Raw genomic sequence first — 15,752 nt, 5'->3', positions numbered from 1 at the left:
CCGCAGGCTGCGATCTTTTGATCTTAAAGATCAAAGTCAAAAGATCGCAGCCTGCGGCAGCTCCTACAGGGGGGGTGTGATGTCTTGTATCAGGTGCATTCGGCCACACGAACCTTATGTGGTAGGCTTTGCCAGTTTGCACGATGGGCGTTTATGACCCGGTGTTTCGGCACTGGCGTTCTGAGCGTCTCATTTGTCCGCCTTCAGGAGTTCTCATGCGTTTGACCCAGATTTTCGCCGCCGCCGCCATCGCGTTGGTCAGCACCTTTGCTGTCGCCGATGACGCGGCCGATAAAGCCATTCGTAAAAGCCTGGAAAACCTCCAGCTCGAAGTACCGGTAGAAAGCATTTCCGCCAGCCCTCTGCCAGGCCTGTACGAAGTCAAGCTGCAAGGCAGCCGCGTACTCTATGCCAGCGCCGACGGCCAGTACGTGGTCCAGGGCTACATGTTCCAGCTCAAGGACGGCAAGCCGGTCAACCTGACCGAGAAGACCGAGCGCCTGGGCGTTTCCAAGCTGGTCAACGCCATCCCCGTCGCGGAAACCGTGGTGTACCCGGCCATTGGCGAAACCAAGTCGCACATCACCGTGTTCACCGACACCACTTGCCCGTACTGCCACAAACTGCACGCCGAAGTGCCGGAGCTGAACAAGCGCGGCATCGAAGTGCGTTACGTGGCGTTCCCACGCCAGGGCCTGGGTTCGCCGGGTGACGAGCAACTGCAGGCGGTCTGGTGCTCGAAAGACAAGAAAGCGGCCATGGACAAGATGGTCGACGGCAAGGAAATCAAGGCCGCCAAGTGCGATAACCCGGTATCCAAGCAATTCGCCCTCGGCCAGTCGATTGGCGTGAACGGCACGCCGGCCATCGTTTTGGCCGACGGCCAGGTCATTCCGGGCTACCAGCCGGCGCCACAAGTCGCCAAACTGGCGCTCAGTGCCAAGTAATTCGTATCGTCACGGTCAGCCGTTGACGAGCGTGGCCCGGCGGCAGTTCCAGCCGGGCCATCAATAGAGAGCCGCGAGTTTGCGGCTGTTTTCACGGCCGGCCTCGAGTCGGCCGTTTTATGGGGAGTTCACAGTGAAACCGGTCAAAGTAGGCATCTGTGGGTTAGGGACCGTCGGTGGCGGTACCTTCAACGTACTTCAGCGCAACGCCGAGGAAATTGCTCGTCGTGCCGGGCGTGGAATCGAAGTGGCACAAATTGCCATGCGCACGCCAAAGCCTCAGTTCCAAACGACCGGTATTGCGATTACCACCGATGTCTTCGAAGTGGCCACGAACCCTGAGATCGACATCGTCATAGAGCTGATGGGCGGCTACACCGTTGCCCGCGAGCTGGTACTCAAGGCCATCGAGAATGGCAAGCATGTGGTCACCGCGAACAAGGCGCTTATCGCCGTTCACGGTAATGAAATTTTCGCCAAGGCACGCGAAAAGGGCGTGATCGTCGCGTTCGAAGCGGCCGTGGCCGGTGGCATTCCGGTGATCAAGGCGATCCGTGAAGGCCTGTCCGCCAACCGTATCAACTGGGTGGCCGGCATCATCAACGGCACCGGCAACTTCATTCTCACCGAGATGCGCGAGAAAGGCCGGACCTTCGAAGACGTGTTGGCCGAAGCGCAAGCCCTGGGCTATGCCGAAGCCGACCCGACCTTTGACGTTGAAGGCATCGATGCGGCGCACAAGCTGACGATCCTGGCGTCCATCGCATTCGGCATTCCGCTGCAGTTCGACAAGGCCTACACCGAAGGCATCACCAAGCTGACCACCGCCGACGTGAACTACGCCGAAGCGCTGGGTTATCGCATCAAGCACCTGGGCGTGGCGCGCAGCACCGCGGCGGGTATCGAGTTGCGCGTGCACCCGACGCTGATCCCGGCCGATCGCCTGATCGCCAACGTCAACGGCGTGATGAACGCGGTGATGGTCAACGGCGACGCCGCCGGTTCGACGCTGTTCTACGGTGCCGGCGCCGGCATGGAGCCGACCGCTTCGTCGGTGATCGCCGACCTGGTGGACGTGGTTCGCGCCATGACCTCGGACCCGGAAAACCGCGTACCGCACCTGGCCTTCCAGCCGGATTCGCTGTCGGCGCACCCGATCCTGCCGATCGACGCCTGCGAAAGCGCGTACTACCTGCGGATCCAGGCCAAGGACCATCCGGGCGTTCTGGCCCAGGTGGCCAGCATCCTGTCCGAGCGTGGCATCAACATCGAGTCGATCATGCAGAAGGAAGCCGAGGAGCACGACGGCCTGGTACCGATGATCCTGCTGACCCACCGTGTGGTGGAGCAGCGCATCAACGATGCCATTCAGGCACTGGAAGCTCTGCAGGGCGTGGTTGGCCCGGTAGTCCGGATTCGCGTCGAACATTTGAATTAACACAGCGGCAAGCGGCAAGCGGCAAGCTACAAGTGAAAAGCGGCTCTGCTTTTACTTGCAGCTTGAAGCTTGCAGCTTGAAGCCCAAACCGAAGGTTTGCCCCTATGCGCTACATCAGTACCCGCGGCCAGGCACCGGCCCTGAATTTCGAAGACGTCCTGCTGGCAGGCCTTGCCACCGACGGCGGTCTGTACGTCCCGGAAAACCTGCCACGTTTCACCCAGGAAGAAATCGCTTCCTGGGCCGGCCTGCCATATCACGAGCTGGCCTTCCGGGTGATGCGCCCGTTCGTGACCGGCAGCATCCCGGATGCCGATTTCAAAAAGATTCTCGAAGAAACTTACGGCGTGTTTGCCCACAACGCCGTAGCCCCGCTGCGCCAGTTGAACGGCAATGAGTGGGTGCTGGAACTGTTCCACGGCCCGACCCTGGCGTTCAAGGACTTCGCCCTGCAACTGCTCGGTCGCCTGCTCGACTACGTGCTGGAAAAGCGCGGCGAGCGCGTGGTGATCGTCGGCGCCACTTCCGGCGATACCGGCTCGGCTGCGATTGAAGGCTGCAAGCACTGCGAAAACGTCGACATCTTCATCCTGCACCCGCACAACCGTGTATCCGAAGTGCAGCGTCGGCAGATGACCACCATTTTCGGTGAGAACATCCACAACATCGCCATCGAAGGCAACTTCGATGACTGCCAGGAAATGGTCAAGGCGAGCTTCGCCGACCAGGGCTTCCTCAAGGGCACTCGCCTGGTGGCGGTGAACTCGATCAACTGGGCGCGGATCATGGCCCAGATCGTCTACTACTTCCACGCGGCCCTGCAGGTGGGCGGTCCGGCGCGTTCGGTGGCGTTCTCGGTGCCAACCGGTAACTTCGGCGACATCTTCGCCGGTTACCTGGCACGCAACATGGGCCTGCCGATCAACCAGTTGATCGTCGCCACCAACCGCAATGACATCCTGCACCGCTTCATGAGCGGCAACCAGTACGTCAAGGAAACCCTGCACGCGACCCTGTCGCCGTCGATGGACATCATGGTGTCCTCGAACTTCGAGCGCCTGCTGTTTGACCTGCACGGTCGCAACGGCGCGGCGATTGCCGGGCTGATGGACAGCTTCAAGCAGGGCGGCGGTTTCAGCGTCGAGCAGGAGCGCTGGACTGAGGCGCGCAAGCTGTTCGACTCGCTGGCCGTGGACGATGCGCAAACCTGCGAAACCATCGCCGAGGTCTTCGAGCAGACCGGCGAAGTACTGGACCCGCACACCGCGATCGGCGTCAAGGCCGCACGGGAATGCCGTCGCAGCCTGGATATCCCGATGGTGATCCTGGGCACGGCCCATCCGGTCAAGTTCCCGGACGCCGTGTTGAAAGCTGGCGTAGGAAAAGCCCTTGAGCTTCCTGTGCATCTTTCTGATCTGTTCGAAAGAGACGAGCGTTGCACCGTATTGCCGAATGACCTCAAGGCCGTGCAGGCCTTTGTCAGCCAGCATGGCAACCGCGGTAAGCCTTTGTAACAGGCAAACCTTGTCACACAAGAAAGCCCGTCTCCTGACGGGCTTTTCTGTTGGTGCATTCCAAATTGCCGGCAGTCCTCGCGGATGAATACGGGGCAGGCTTGACGCTGTTGTTTTTTCTCTGTCATCTTCAGCGTGCATGCTCTATCGACCAGAGGCGCAGGTTCACCTGCACTCGGTCTTCAGAACTTTCTACCCGGGCCAGCGGTCATTTACTGTACACACGCCCCCAGGCACTTTGTTTTCGGACTATTGAGTGGTGATCGGATGGAAAGTATCAGTCTCTTGCTCGGTGAGGCTCTGAGCCCGTACCAGGTGACGTTGACCCCGTCGGGCATTCACGGTGAATGCCGGGTGACATTGAAGAACGCAATCGGCGCCATAGTGGTCGATCGGGCGTTCAACCAGGCACAGTTGAGTGACAAGCGCCAGCTGACGGATGTGGTCGACGGCTTGCACCGCGACGTGCTGATTGCTGAAGGACGCCTGGAACCCTGTGTGATCGCGGCGTTGCGCAATGCGGCACAGGACAAGCTGCTGGCCAGCCGAAATTGAATTGTCGGATGTGGGAACCTTCCTGCATCCCCATCGTCAGACCTAGTAACAGCAAGATCAAGCATTGTGCTCCGGTGCTTGCCGCTTGCCGTTACGGGTCCTTGAAAAGACCACGTTTAACCCCGAGTCGTCTCCCCACTTCTCGGGGTTTCTTTTTGCCCGGAAATTGTCAGTAGCCGCTCTGGTGCTCGAAAAAATCCTTGGCCGCTTGCAGGTAGTCGCTGCGACTTTGCGGGTCGAGCCAACCGGCGTACGCCTCGCTCAAGTGATCCCGGGGCAGGGCACGCAGCAGCTGGTTGATCTCGACGATCGCCTGGCGGCCCTGGGGCGTGTTGGTGCAGCCTATGTAGCCGGACAGGTACTTGCCGGTGCCACGAATCGGGAAGAACTCCAGTTCATCTTCAGCGATGCCTTGTTGCTGCGCCTGATAACGAATTTCCGGGCGATAGCCCAAGAGCAATTGCAGGCGACCCAGGCGTTGCATCTGCAACAGGCTGCCCAAGGCGTCGTTGCCGTAGTGCGAGGTCAGCACCTTGCCCGGCGCCTGCTTGAGCAAGGTGTCGAGAAAGTCGCCGTAGTTGCGTTCGGCAACAATGCCCAGCGTCACGCTGCCGGTGGCCAATAGAGCCGCCAAGTCCACCTCGCCATCCTTGAGGAACGGCGTCAGTACTTCCCGATCATTACGCCGTATGGCCAGGCCATTGCTCATGGCGCGAAAAACCGGGAGGGAAAAGGCGATCCAGCTTTCGCGCTCCTTGCTCCAATTCAGCGCCGCATCGCAGGTGAGGGCCGGTTCGTGGAGCATCTGCAAGCCACGGGCTCGATTGACCTTCAGCACACTGTGCTGGTACTGCGGCATGCTGGCGATCAGTTGGCGGAGCAGTTGGTCGATGACCCCCTGGCCTTTTTGCGGGCCGTCGAAAATGAACAGCGGTGGTAGATCGCGTTTCAGCCAGACCAGGGAATCCTTGGCCTGCGCCGATACCGGCGCGGCCAGGGTGATGATCAGCAACAGGCTCGCCAACGCGCCCAAGCGCCGGCCATCCAGCAACAGGCAGGGTTTGATGAGTCGCGCAAACAGACGCTTGAGCTCAGATGGCTCCGTCTTTGCGCAGCTGTGCAATCTGCGACGCGTCATAGCCAAGTTCCTGGAGTACCTGGGTATTGTGCTCGCCCAGTTGTGGCCCGACCCATTCACAATCACCGGGTGTCTCTGAGAGTTTCGGCACGATCCCCGGCATCTTGAAGTCCTTGCCATCGGGTAGCTTGGCCTGCAGGAACATTTCCCGGGCGAGGTACTGTGGATCGCTGAACATGTCTTCGGCGCTGAAGATTCGGCTGGCCGGTACATCGGCCTGGTTCAACAGCTCGATGACGCTGTCCAGGGGCAACGAATTGACCCAGCGATCGATCACCCCGTAGATTTCGTCGCGACGGCTGTCGCGGCCGTCGTTACTGGCCAACTGCGGGTCGTTGGCCAGGTCTTCGCGGCCTAAGACCTGCATGAAACGCTTGAAGATCGCGTCGCCATTGGCGCCGATCTGTACATGTTTGCCATCGGCACTGGTGTGGATCGAGGAGGGTGTGATGCCCGGCATGATGTTGCCGGTGCGTTCGCGAATGAAGCCGAACACGTCGAACTCCGGCACCATGCTTTCCATCATGGCGAAGATCGCCTCGTAGAGCGCCACGTCCACCACTTGCCCCGCACCGCCATTGACCTCGCGATGACGCAGGGCCATCAGGGCTCCGATCACGCCCCACAGCGCAGCAATCGAGTCACCGATGGAAATCCCGGTGCGTACTGGCGGCCGGTCCTCGAACCCGGTGATGTAGCGCAGGCCGCCCATGGATTCGCCGACCGCGCCAAACCCGGGTTGGTCCTTCATCGGGCCGGTCTGGCCGAAACCCGAGAGGCGCACCATGACCAGCTTGGGGTTCAGCGCATGCAGCACATCCCAGCCCAGTCCAAGCTTTTCCAGCACGCCGGGGCGGAAGTTTTCGATCAGGATGTCCGCTTCGCTGAGCAGTTTTTTCAGGATCGCCAGGCCGTCCGGGTGCTTGAGGTTCAGTGTCAGCGATTTTTTATTGCGTGCCTGGACGAACCACCACAGCGAGGTGCCCTCGTACAACTTGCGCCATTTGCGCAATGGATCGCCGCCGTCCGGCGATTCGACCTTGACCACATCGGCACCGAATTCAGCGCAGATGCGCGAGGCAAACGGGCCGGCGATCAAGGTACCCAGTTCGATGACTTTCAGACCTGAGAGCGGTTTGGCAGAAGACGGCATGCGGGTTCCTGTAGGACAAAGATTGAGCGAGTACAGAGTTTTAACATAGCCGACTGTCAGGCGCCCAAGGGAGATCTGCTTCTATTCGTTGATTGGCGGCTGCATCGGTTAGACTTGCCGCCTTTCCCCGTATCAAGAAGCCCGTTCATGGCCCAGCCGTCCACGACCTACAAGTTTGAACTGAACCTCACCGACCTCGATCGCAGCGTCTACGAGTCCGTCAAGCAGACCATCGCCCGCCACCCTTCGGAAACCGAAGAGCGCATGACCGTGCGCCTGTTGGCCTACGCCCTCTGGTACAACGAGCAGCTGTCGTTCGGCCGTGGTCTGTCAGACGTGGATGAACCGGCCCTGTGGGAAAAGAGCCTGGATGACCGTGTCCTGCACTGGATCGAAGTCGGCCAGCCGGACGCCGATCGCCTGACCTGGTGCTCGCGCCGCACCGAACGCACCAGCCTGCTGGCCTACGGCAGCCTGCGGGTCTGGGAAGGCAAAGTGATCCCGGCGATCAAGAACCTGAAAAACGTCAACATCGCGGCGGTTCCCCAGGAAGTCCTGGAAACCCTGGCCAAGGACATGCCCCGCGTCATCAAGTGGGACGTGATGATCAGCGAAGGGACGATTTTCGTTACCGACGACCGCGGTCAGCATGAAGTCCAGTTGCAGTGGCTGTTGGGCGAACGCGGCTGATCAGTCGCGGCCTCACCGGTTTTATCCTACGTATTGAAGAGAAGCCCCTGTCACCCCATGCGCATCGAACCTCGCCTGCTGCCCGACACCCTGCCATTTCTCGGTGATATCCCGCCGCTGCTGACCCGGCTGTACGCCGCGCGGGGCGTGTTATCCGAAGCCGAACTGGACAAAAGCCTGGCGCGGCTGATTCCGTTCCAGCAGCTCAAGGGGATCGAGGCGGCGGTGGACTTGCTGGTGACCGCGCTTGAACAGCGTCAGCGGATCCTGATCGTGGGCGACTTCGATGCCGATGGCGCGACAGCCAGTACCGTGGGCACCCTGGGCTTGCGCCTGTTGGGTGCGGCGCACGTCGACTATCTGGTGCCCAACCGGTTCGACTACGGCTACGGCCTGACCCCGGAAATCGTCGCGGTGGCGCTGGAGCGCGAGCCTCAGTTGCTGATTACCGTGGACAACGGCATTTCCAGTGTCGAAGGCGTGGCGGCGGCGAAAAAGGCCGGGCTCAACGTGCTGGTCACCGATCACCACTTGCCCGGCGATGAACTGCCGCTGGCCGATGCCATCGTCAATCCGAACCAGCCCGGTTGCACCTTCCCGAGCAAGGCGCTGGCCGGAGTCGGGGTGATCTTCTATGTGCTGATGGCCTTGCGCGCGCGTTTGCGCGAGCTCGGCTGGTACACCAGCAAGCCGCAGCCGAACATCGGCGAGTTGCTCGACCTGGTGGCGCTGGGCAGCGTGGCCGACGTGGTGCCGCTGGATGCCAACAACCGGATCCTGGTGCATCAGGGCCTCGAACGGATTCGCGCCGGACGTGCCCGACCGGGGATCAAGGCAATTCTCGAAGTGGCCAAGCGTGATCATGCGCGCATCACCTCCACCGACCTGGGGTTTATCGTCGGCCCGCGCCTCAACGCCGCCGGACGACTGGATGACATGAGCCTGGGCATCGAATGCCTGCTGACCGACGACGCGGCGCTGGCCCGTGAGATGGCGGCGCAGCTGGACGGGATGAACCAGGACCGTAAATCCATCGAGCAGGGCATGCAGCGTGAAGCGCTGGCCCAGCTCAAGGATCTGCCGGTGGAATCGATGCCGTTTGGCTTGTGCCTGTTCGATCCGGAGTGGCACCAGGGTGTCATCGGTATCCTCGCGTCGCGCATGAAAGAGCGTTATTTCCGCCCGACCATCGCCTTTGCCGATGCCGGCGACGGCTTGCTCAAGGGCTCCGGGCGTTCGGTCCAGGGCTTTCATATCCGCGACGCCCTGAGCGTGGTGGCGGCTCAGCATCCGAACCTGATCACCAAATACGGTGGCCACGCCATGGCCGCTGGCCTGACGCTGCCGGAGGCGAATTTTCCGCTGTTCGCCGAGGCCTTCGATGCCGAGGTTCGTCGTCAATTGCGCGACGAAGACCTGACCGGGCGCCTGTTGTCGGACGGCACCCTGGCGATCGAGGAGTTTCACCTGGAACTGGCCCGCGCCTTGCGCCATGCCGGCCCTTGGGGGCAACACTTCCCGGAGCCGCTGTTTCATGGGGTGTTTCAGTTGGTCGAGCAGCGTGTCGTCGGTGAAAGGCACCTCAAGGTGGTGCTTCGCAGCGAGTGCGGTTCGGTCAAGCTTGACGGCATTGCATTCGGGATCGATCGTGAGGTGTGGCCGAATCCGACCATCAAGTGGGTGGAATTGGCTTACAAGCTCGACGTCAACGAGTTCCGCGGCAATGAGACCGTTCAACTGATGATTGCCCACATCGAACCGCGTTGACCCCTCGTTCCCACAGGATTTGAGCGAACCCTGTGGGAGCGAGCTTGCTCGCGATGGCAATCTTTGCGACACCGAATCTCTCTGAATCCTCCCTCATCCCCCGATGTCGACTAGGCTCTAAGCACTGCTTGATTATCCTTGTGACGTCTTGTCAATTTTTTTGCCCGCGGGGGCGGGTGCTGCATCCTTTTCCTGTCACTCGTCGACTATTCAAACAGAACCCTGGAGCCTGACCACTGATTTGAGAGGTGCCCCATGAGTCTGCTGCTTGAACCCTACACCCTTCGTCAATTGACCCTGCTCAACCGCATCGCGGTATCGCCGATGTGCCAGTATTCGAGTGTCGACGGCCTGGCCAATGACTGGCACCTGGTCCATCTCGGCAGCCGCGCGGTCGGCGGCGCGGGCCTGGTATTTACCGAAGCCACGGCGGTTACCGCCGACGGGCGCATCACCGACCAGGATCTTGGTCTATGGAACGATGAACAGATCGAACCCCTGCAACGCATCACTCGCTTCATCGCCGCTCAGGGCGCTGTCGCCGGCATCCAGCTGGCCCATGCCGGCCGCAAGGCCAGTACCTATCGACCCTGGCTCGGCAAGCATGGCAGCGTGAAAATCGACGAGGGCGGCTGGCAGCCGGTGGGCCCGTCACCGATCGCCTTTGACCCGCAGCACACACAACCCAAGCAGCTCGACGAAGGCGAGATCGCTGACGTCATCCAGGCCTTTGTCGACGCGGCGAAACGCGCGTTGACCGCCGGTTTCAAGGTGGTCGAAGTGCACGCGGCCCATGGTTATCTGCTGCACCAGTTTCTGTCGCCCCTGAGTAATCAGCGGCGTGACCAGTATGGCGGATCCTTCGAAAATCGTATTCGGCTGGTGTTGCAAGTGACCGAAGCGGTGCGGGCAGTCTGGCCGGAAGAATTACCGCTGTTCGTGCGGGTGTCGGCCACCGACTGGGTGGAGGATGGCTGGAACCCGGATGAAACCGTCGAGCTGGCGCGGCGCCTGAAAGACCTCGGCGTGGACCTGATCGATGTGTCGTCAGGCGGAACGGCGGTCAACGCGGAAATCCCCACAGGCCCGGGTTATCAAACCCGGTTTGCCGAACGTGTGCGCAAGGAGTCGGGCATCGCCACCGGTACTGTAGGCATGATCACCGAGCCCGCACAGGCCGAGCATATTCTGCGCACCTGTCAGGCGGATATCATCTTCCTCGCTCGCGAGCTGTTGCGTGATCCCTATTGGGCGCTGCATGCCGACGATGACCTCGGTGGGCGCAAGGCCATATGGCCAGCGCAGTATCACCGGGCGACCCATCGCGACCAACCGATTCATGAGTCGGATTTGCGTGATTGATTGAGGATTTTCAAGATCAAAAGATCGCAGCCTGCGGCAGCTCCTACAGAGGAATACGATCCCCTGTAGGAGCTGCCGAAGGCTGCGATCTTTTGCTTTTCCTCAAGTATATTTGCGCTTGTCCGGTGCCGGCGGGAAGTACTGGTACAACCAGGTCTCACTCAGCGTCCGGTCATTGGTGCGGATGAACAGGCGCAGCTCCACCGGCTCGACACTGTCGTTGGTCGGGTACCAGTCAAAGGTGATGCGATAGCCCTTGATGTCATCGAGCACCAGCACGTTGAACTCCTTCACCTCGCCGTTGGAACAGGTGACCACCGGTTCGATGCCGGTCCCCGCCGGCAGACGATCCAGACCGCCTCCGTTGAAGTCCACGGCAAAACGGCGGGCCCAGACTTCCGGATAATGCTCGCCCGGTGCCCAACCTTCGGTGAAACCGCCCATACCCGACCGGGTCGCGTTGACCCGTGCCAGCGGCGTGCCGACGGGCGGCAGGGCGCTCCAGTAGAGTTTGTAGCCGTAGTTCAGCGAGTCGCCGGCCGCGACCGGTTTTTTCGGGGTCCAGAAGGCCACGATGTTATCGAGGGTCTCGCCGGTGGTAGGAATTTCCAGCAGATCGATTGAGCCTTCACCCCACGCGGTCGTTGGTTCGACCCACAGGCTCGGGCGTCGGCTGTACCAGTCAACGGTGTCCTGATAGCTGGCGAACTCGTGATCGGTCTGCACCAGGCCGAAACCTTTCGGGTCCTTGTCGGTGAAGGCGTTGAATTGCAGGGTGGCCGGGTTGTTCAGCGGGCGGCAGATCCACTCGCCGTTGCCCCGCCACATCGCCAGGCGATCTGAGTCGTGGATCTGCGGGTGAATGGTGTCGCACATGCGGCGCTCGTGGGTGCCGCAACTGAACATGCTGGTCATCGGCGCGATGCCCAGTTGTTCGATGGCGGTGCGCGCGTTGACATGGGCGTCGACCTCCATCACCACGCGCTCGGCCTGGCAATCGATGTCAAAACGGTAGGCACCGGTGGCGCTCGGCGAATCGAGCAGGGCGTAGACCACGAAGCGCGTGCTGTCCTTGCCTGGCGTCTCGAACCAGAACTTGGTGAAGTCGGGGAATTCTTCGCGCTTCTTGGCATAGGTGTCGATGGCCAGGCCGCGGGCCGACAAACCGTACTGGCCGCTGGCGTCTACGGCGCGGAAATAGCTGGCGCCGAGGAAGGACACCACGTCGTGTTTGTCCAGTTCCGGCGCCTTGAACAGCTTGAACCCGGAAAAGCCCAGGTCGCCCTTGAGCTGTTGGGTATCGACCGAGGTATTTTCATAGTTGAACAACGAAGGGCGGAAATGCACTTCGCGGGCCATGCGGGTCTTGGTATCGACGCTGTACATGCGCACCGGCTGGCGGAAACCCATGCCGACATGGAAAAACTGCACATCGAGCTGACCATTGAGGTCATTCCACAACGAATGCTTGCCGTCATAGCGGATGGCGTTGAAGTTCTGCGGGGTCATGGTCGCCAGGGTGGGCGGCAGCACCTGCTTGGTGTCCTGGTAGCGATTGCTGGCCAGTTGCTTGGCCTGGGCCTTCAGCGCTTCGAAGTCGAACGCCTGAGCCTCGCCATCCGCCGTGCCATTGCTTGCCCAGGCTTGGGCAGCGAGCAGGCCGGTGGCCGACAAACCGGTGTAGGCCGCAATGGCCATGGAGGCTTTGAGCAAATTCCTGCGATGCATAAGTACAACCTGTCGTGAACGATCCCGCGCCGTTCCTGGCACTGCTGGATCAAGAATATCGGTTCGGACATGCCTTCGGCCAAACGCAACTGCCTTTAAACAGATAACGAATAGCTTAAACCGTTCGGTTGTGCAGAAAAAATGATTGATGGCGTGACGATGGCGCGGCAATGAAACAAGAGATGTCGGTTAACGTTTCCGACAGTAACTTCTGATTTACAGGGCATTTCTGCTTTTTTTGACTAATTACTCTAAAAACCGCTTTTCAGCGCCCGGATAATTCCTATTCTATGGACATGACCGGTTTCTGCCCTTCGGGCCGGTGGCTTCAGCGGGCACAGGGTGGTCGCTGAAAAGGGGTAGGGCGATGCGGTTTCTGAAGTTTTCTTTGACGTAGAGAAGGACATCGTCCATGTCGAAAGTACAAGGCATCACCGAAATCCTGGGAATCTTTGCGTGCCTGTCTACTGGCCGGCGAAGACGTCGGCTCAATAGCGAGGAGATTAAGTTGGTGGAACGCTATCGGGAGTTGTCGGAGAGTGACCGCATTGCGATGCGTTATCTGGTGGATGCGATGCGCAGTGTTTCGCGGTTTTGAAGAAATAGAACCTTCAGTCGCGGCAACTTTGCCGCGGCTGGATGTTCTCCCCTCTACCAATCCTCAGAGCGTTCGGAGCGCTGATGCAGCACTCTCAACACCTGTATCTGGCCATTGGCAAATCGATACGGGGCAATGAAGGGATAACGGCCAAGCACTAACTCTCGGACATCAGGCATGACGGAAGGCCTGCCTGAACCGGGAAACTGCTCCAACTGCCGAAAAGATTGCAGCATGGTTGCAATGATTTCTATGGCACTACTCGCGCCTACGACATCTCGGTAATGCTCATGGATGGCATTCAGGTCGCTTTCGGCTTTCTCAGTCAGTACTACGCTCGGCACGTTTTGCCCACTTAGCCTTCACGGCGTCCAGATCGGTCAGTTTTCCGGCATCGGCATCGGCTATGCCGTCGCTGATGGCTTGCAGATGCCAGGACTCGGCTTCCACGTATCGAACCAGTGCACGCTTGAGGTGGTACTGACGGTCGCGGTCAGTGGCCGCTGCCAGCTGATCCAGCTGTTGGGCCAGAAGTTCTTCGACACGAAAAGACAAAACGGGCGAGGCCATGGTGGCTCTCCTAAAGGTGTATACGCTGTAAACGACGTAAACACCCTAAGCTCTGTTGCGTCTATCGTCAACCGATACCGCGTGCGTGGTTGAGGAAACTCTAGCCGGGTAAACATTCGCAGGTAGCGAGGAACTGTTTCGAAATGCTTGCCTGTTGCAGGCTCGATGATCCCCGGTACCTGTTGGCACCGGGGCAACTTCCGTTAGCGACTGACTTTCCACGCATCCCCGGCAGGCGCCTTACCGTGGTCATACGGCTTGGCGATCCACATGTAGAGCAACCCCAGGCCGATGACGATGGCGGTACTCAGGACCATGGCGTAGTTGATGTACCACGCGGCGTCCGGGGTCCGTGGCCAGGCCATGTTGATGATCGCGCCGACGCCATAGACCAGCGCGCCGATGTTCACTGCCCAGCCCCAGGCGCCGAGGGTGAATTTGCCGCTGGGTTTCCAGCCTTTGAGGCGGGCGTACAGCGCTGCGAGCACGATCATCTGGAAAGCCAGGTAAATACCGATGGCGGCGAAGCTGACGATGGTGGCGACCGCGTCCTGCAGGAAGAAGCCGAGAATGATGATCAGCGCCGGCAGGACGCCGGACACGAACAGTGCCGCAACCGGAACCTGGGTGGTAGGGGAAATCTTCTTCAGCAGTCGGCTGCCGATGACCATTTCGTCCCGGGCGTAGGAATACAGCAGGCGACTCGCCGCCGCTTGCAGGCTGATGACGCAGGAGATGAAGGAAATCATCACCACGCCCATCACCATTTTCGAACCGACCGGGCCGAAGGCATTGTTGAGGATGGTGCCGACCGGGTCCTTGTCGGTGCCATCGATCACCGCTTGCATGTCCGGCACGGCGAGGATCAGCGCCAGGCAGGCGAACATCGCCGCCACGCCGCCGATGTAGATGGTCATGCGCATGGCCACCGGGATCTGCTTGCTCGGGTTCGGGGTTTCTTCGGCTACGTCGCCGCAGGCCTCGAAGCCGTAGTACAGGAACATCCCCGCCAGCGATGCAGTGAGGAAGGCCGGCAGGTACGAGCCATTGACGCTGATGTCGAAGGTGTTGAACAGCACGCTGATCGACTGATGGCGTTCGAAGACCAGCAGGTAGACACCGACGATCACCGCACCCACCAGTTCGCAGAGGAAGCCGAACATGGCAATGCGCGCCAGCATCTTGGTGCCGCTGAGGTTGACCAGGGTGGCGAACAGCGTCAGTACCAGGGCAATGATGATGTTGGTGTTGTTGCTCGGTTCAAAACCGAGCATGGCGGCCAGGTACGGGCCGGCGCCGACGGCTACGGCGGCAATGGTCACGCACAGGGCGATGGAGTAGATCCAGCCGACCATCCACGCCCAGCGCTTGCCCACCAGGCGACGCGCCCACGGGTATACGCCACCGGAAATCGGGAACTGCGAAACCACTTCACCAAAGATCAGGCACACCAGCAACTGGCCGCACCCGACCAGCAGGTAGGCCCAGAACATCGGCGGCCCGCCGGCGGCGAGGCACAGGCCGAAGAGGGTATAGACCCCTACGACCGGAGAGAGATAGGTGAAGCCCAGGGCGAAGTTTTCCCACAGGCTCATGCTGCGATTGAAGTTGGACGTGTAGCCCAGTTTTCGCAGCTGCTCGGCGTCGCTGTCGGCGATGGCGGACGAGAGATCGGGTGATGCACTCATGTGTGTTTCTCCGGAAAATCGGCAGATTTCGGATGCCCGAGACCGTGACGGGGCTTGGAGGCGCCGCCCGGGTCGGTGGTTATTGTTTTGTTTTTCCAGCGTTGAAACCTGGTGGTGCCTAATGCCGGTTTCGACCTTGAAACCGAGGTGACGTAATCGCCAGCAGGCTGGCTCCCACAGGGAAATGCATTCCAAATTGTGGGAGCCAGCCTGCTGGCGATGGTTTTAGTGCTTGAACATCACATGCCGCACAACGGTGTAATCCTCCAGCCCATACATCGACATGTCCTTGCCATACCCGGACAGCTTCTGCCCGCCGTGGGGCATTTCGCTGACCAGCATGAAATGCGTGTTTACCCAGGTGCAGCCGTACTGCAAGCGCGCCGACAGGCGATGCGCACGGCCGACGTCTGCGGTCCACACCGATGACGCCAGGCCGTAGTCCGAGTCGTTGGCCCAGCCCAGCACCTGCGCCTCATCGGTGAATCTGGTCACCGACACCACCGGCCCGAACACTTCGCGCCGCACGATTTCGTCGTCCTGCTGAGCATCGGCCAACACCGTCGGTTCGAAGAAGAAGCCATTGCCGTCCACCGCTTTACCG

The 15,752-nt window shown here is 60.4% G+C and carries 15 protein-coding genes; 8 read left to right on the top strand and 7 right to left on the bottom strand.

Going from position 1 to position 15,752, the window contains the following annotated elements; translation table 11 throughout:
* The first annotated feature begins 215 nt into the window (after nt 1–215).
* The 4 genes from dsbC to SOP95_RS30695 all read left to right on the top strand — a co-directional run bounded on the left by dsbC (nt 216) and on the right by SOP95_RS30695 (nt 4,454).
* Nucleotides 216–947 (top strand): bifunctional protein-disulfide isomerase/oxidoreductase DsbC, encoded by a 732-nt coding sequence (gene dsbC / locus SOP95_RS30710; RefSeq protein ID WP_008057812.1) that lies wholly within the window; start codon nt 216–218, stop codon nt 945–947.
* A gap of 133 nt (nt 948–1,080) precedes the next feature.
* Entirely contained in the window at nt 1,081–2,385 is a 1,305-nt protein-coding gene (locus SOP95_RS30705; protein WP_323609418.1) for a homoserine dehydrogenase, read from the top strand.
* 104 nt (nt 2,386–2,489) lie between these two features.
* Complete coding sequence (thrC, locus tag SOP95_RS30700; RefSeq protein WP_323609417.1) at nt 2,490–3,899, top strand: threonine synthase; 1,410 nt, start codon at nt 2,490–2,492, stop codon at nt 3,897–3,899.
* A 267-nt stretch (nt 3,900–4,166) separates the two neighbouring features.
* The gene (locus tag SOP95_RS30695) at nt 4,167–4,454 is read left to right on the top strand and encodes a DUF3509 domain-containing protein (RefSeq protein ID WP_274077228.1); all 288 of its coding nucleotides are present in this window, start codon (nt 4,167–4,169) and stop codon (nt 4,452–4,454) included.
* Between the two features lie 169 nt (nt 4,455–4,623).
* Here SOP95_RS30695 and SOP95_RS30690 read toward each other — a convergent pair whose 3' ends face one another.
* Complete coding sequence (locus SOP95_RS30690; RefSeq protein ID WP_323609416.1) at nt 4,624–5,592, bottom strand: TIGR02285 family protein; 969 nt, start codon at nt 5,590–5,592, stop codon at nt 4,624–4,626.
* Nucleotides 5,546–6,745 (bottom strand): CaiB/BaiF CoA transferase family protein, encoded by a 1,200-nt coding sequence (locus SOP95_RS30685; RefSeq protein WP_323609415.1) that lies wholly within the window; start codon nt 6,743–6,745, stop codon nt 5,546–5,548. Before SOP95_RS30685 ends, SOP95_RS30690 begins: the two co-directional genes overlap by 47 nt.
* 147 nt (nt 6,746–6,892) lie before the next feature.
* Here SOP95_RS30685 and SOP95_RS30680 point away from each other — a divergent pair, with 147 nt between their 5' ends.
* The 3 genes from SOP95_RS30680 to SOP95_RS30670 all read left to right on the top strand — a co-directional run bounded on the left by SOP95_RS30680 (nt 6,893) and on the right by SOP95_RS30670 (nt 10,564).
* Entirely contained in the window at nt 6,893–7,435 is a 543-nt protein-coding gene (locus SOP95_RS30680; RefSeq protein WP_008057823.1) for a YaeQ family protein, read from the top strand.
* Nucleotides 7,436–7,492: 57 nt separating this feature from the next.
* The gene (gene recJ, locus SOP95_RS30675) at nt 7,493–9,202 is read left to right on the top strand and encodes a single-stranded-DNA-specific exonuclease RecJ (protein ID WP_323609412.1); all 1,710 of its coding nucleotides are present in this window, start codon (nt 7,493–7,495) and stop codon (nt 9,200–9,202) included.
* 255 nt (nt 9,203–9,457) lie between these two features.
* Nucleotides 9,458–10,564 (top strand): NADH:flavin oxidoreductase/NADH oxidase, encoded by a 1,107-nt coding sequence (locus SOP95_RS30670; RefSeq protein WP_274077224.1) that lies wholly within the window; start codon nt 9,458–9,460, stop codon nt 10,562–10,564.
* A gap of 102 nt (nt 10,565–10,666) precedes the next feature.
* Here the strand turns inward: SOP95_RS30670 and SOP95_RS30665 are convergent, their stop codons facing one another.
* The gene (locus SOP95_RS30665) at nt 10,667–12,292 is read right to left on the bottom strand and encodes a glucan biosynthesis protein D (RefSeq protein WP_323609410.1); all 1,626 of its coding nucleotides are present in this window, start codon (nt 12,290–12,292) and stop codon (nt 10,667–10,669) included.
* 412 nt (nt 12,293–12,704) lie between these two features.
* On the opposite strand from SOP95_RS30665, the gene SOP95_RS30660 reads away from it, so the two are divergent.
* Nucleotides 12,705–12,890 carry a hypothetical protein gene (locus tag SOP95_RS30660; RefSeq protein WP_274077222.1) on the top strand — a complete coding sequence of 62 codons (186 nt, stop codon included), beginning with the start codon at nt 12,705–12,707 and terminating at the stop codon, nt 12,888–12,890.
* 53 nt (nt 12,891–12,943) lie between these two features.
* Here SOP95_RS30660 and SOP95_RS30655 read toward each other — a convergent pair whose 3' ends face one another.
* The 4 genes from SOP95_RS30655 to SOP95_RS30640 form a co-directional block, all read right to left on the bottom strand.
* On the bottom strand, nt 12,944–13,234 hold the full coding sequence (locus SOP95_RS30655; RefSeq protein ID WP_323609409.1) for a type II toxin-antitoxin system RelE/ParE family toxin: 291 nt from the start codon (nt 13,232–13,234) through the stop codon (nt 12,944–12,946).
* Nucleotides 13,212–13,460, bottom strand: a complete 249-nt coding sequence (locus SOP95_RS30650; protein ID WP_274077220.1) for a CopG family ribbon-helix-helix protein — start codon at nt 13,458–13,460, stop codon at nt 13,212–13,214. Before SOP95_RS30650 ends, SOP95_RS30655 begins: the two co-directional genes overlap by 23 nt.
* Nucleotides 13,461–13,663: 203 nt before the next feature.
* Entirely contained in the window at nt 13,664–15,148 is a 1,485-nt protein-coding gene (locus tag SOP95_RS30645; RefSeq protein ID WP_323609406.1) for an APC family permease, read from the bottom strand.
* 225 nt (nt 15,149–15,373) lie between these two features.
* On the bottom strand, nt 15,374–15,752 hold a 379-nt coding region (locus SOP95_RS30640), incomplete at its 5' end, for an aldehyde dehydrogenase family protein (RefSeq protein WP_323609404.1).

This window comes from Pseudomonas sp. YuFO8 (assembly GCF_035065025.1).
Taxonomy (GTDB): Bacteria; Pseudomonadota; Gammaproteobacteria; order Pseudomonadales; family Pseudomonadaceae; genus Aquipseudomonas; species Aquipseudomonas putida_AE.
This window is presented reverse-complemented; position numbering and strand designations above follow the sequence as displayed.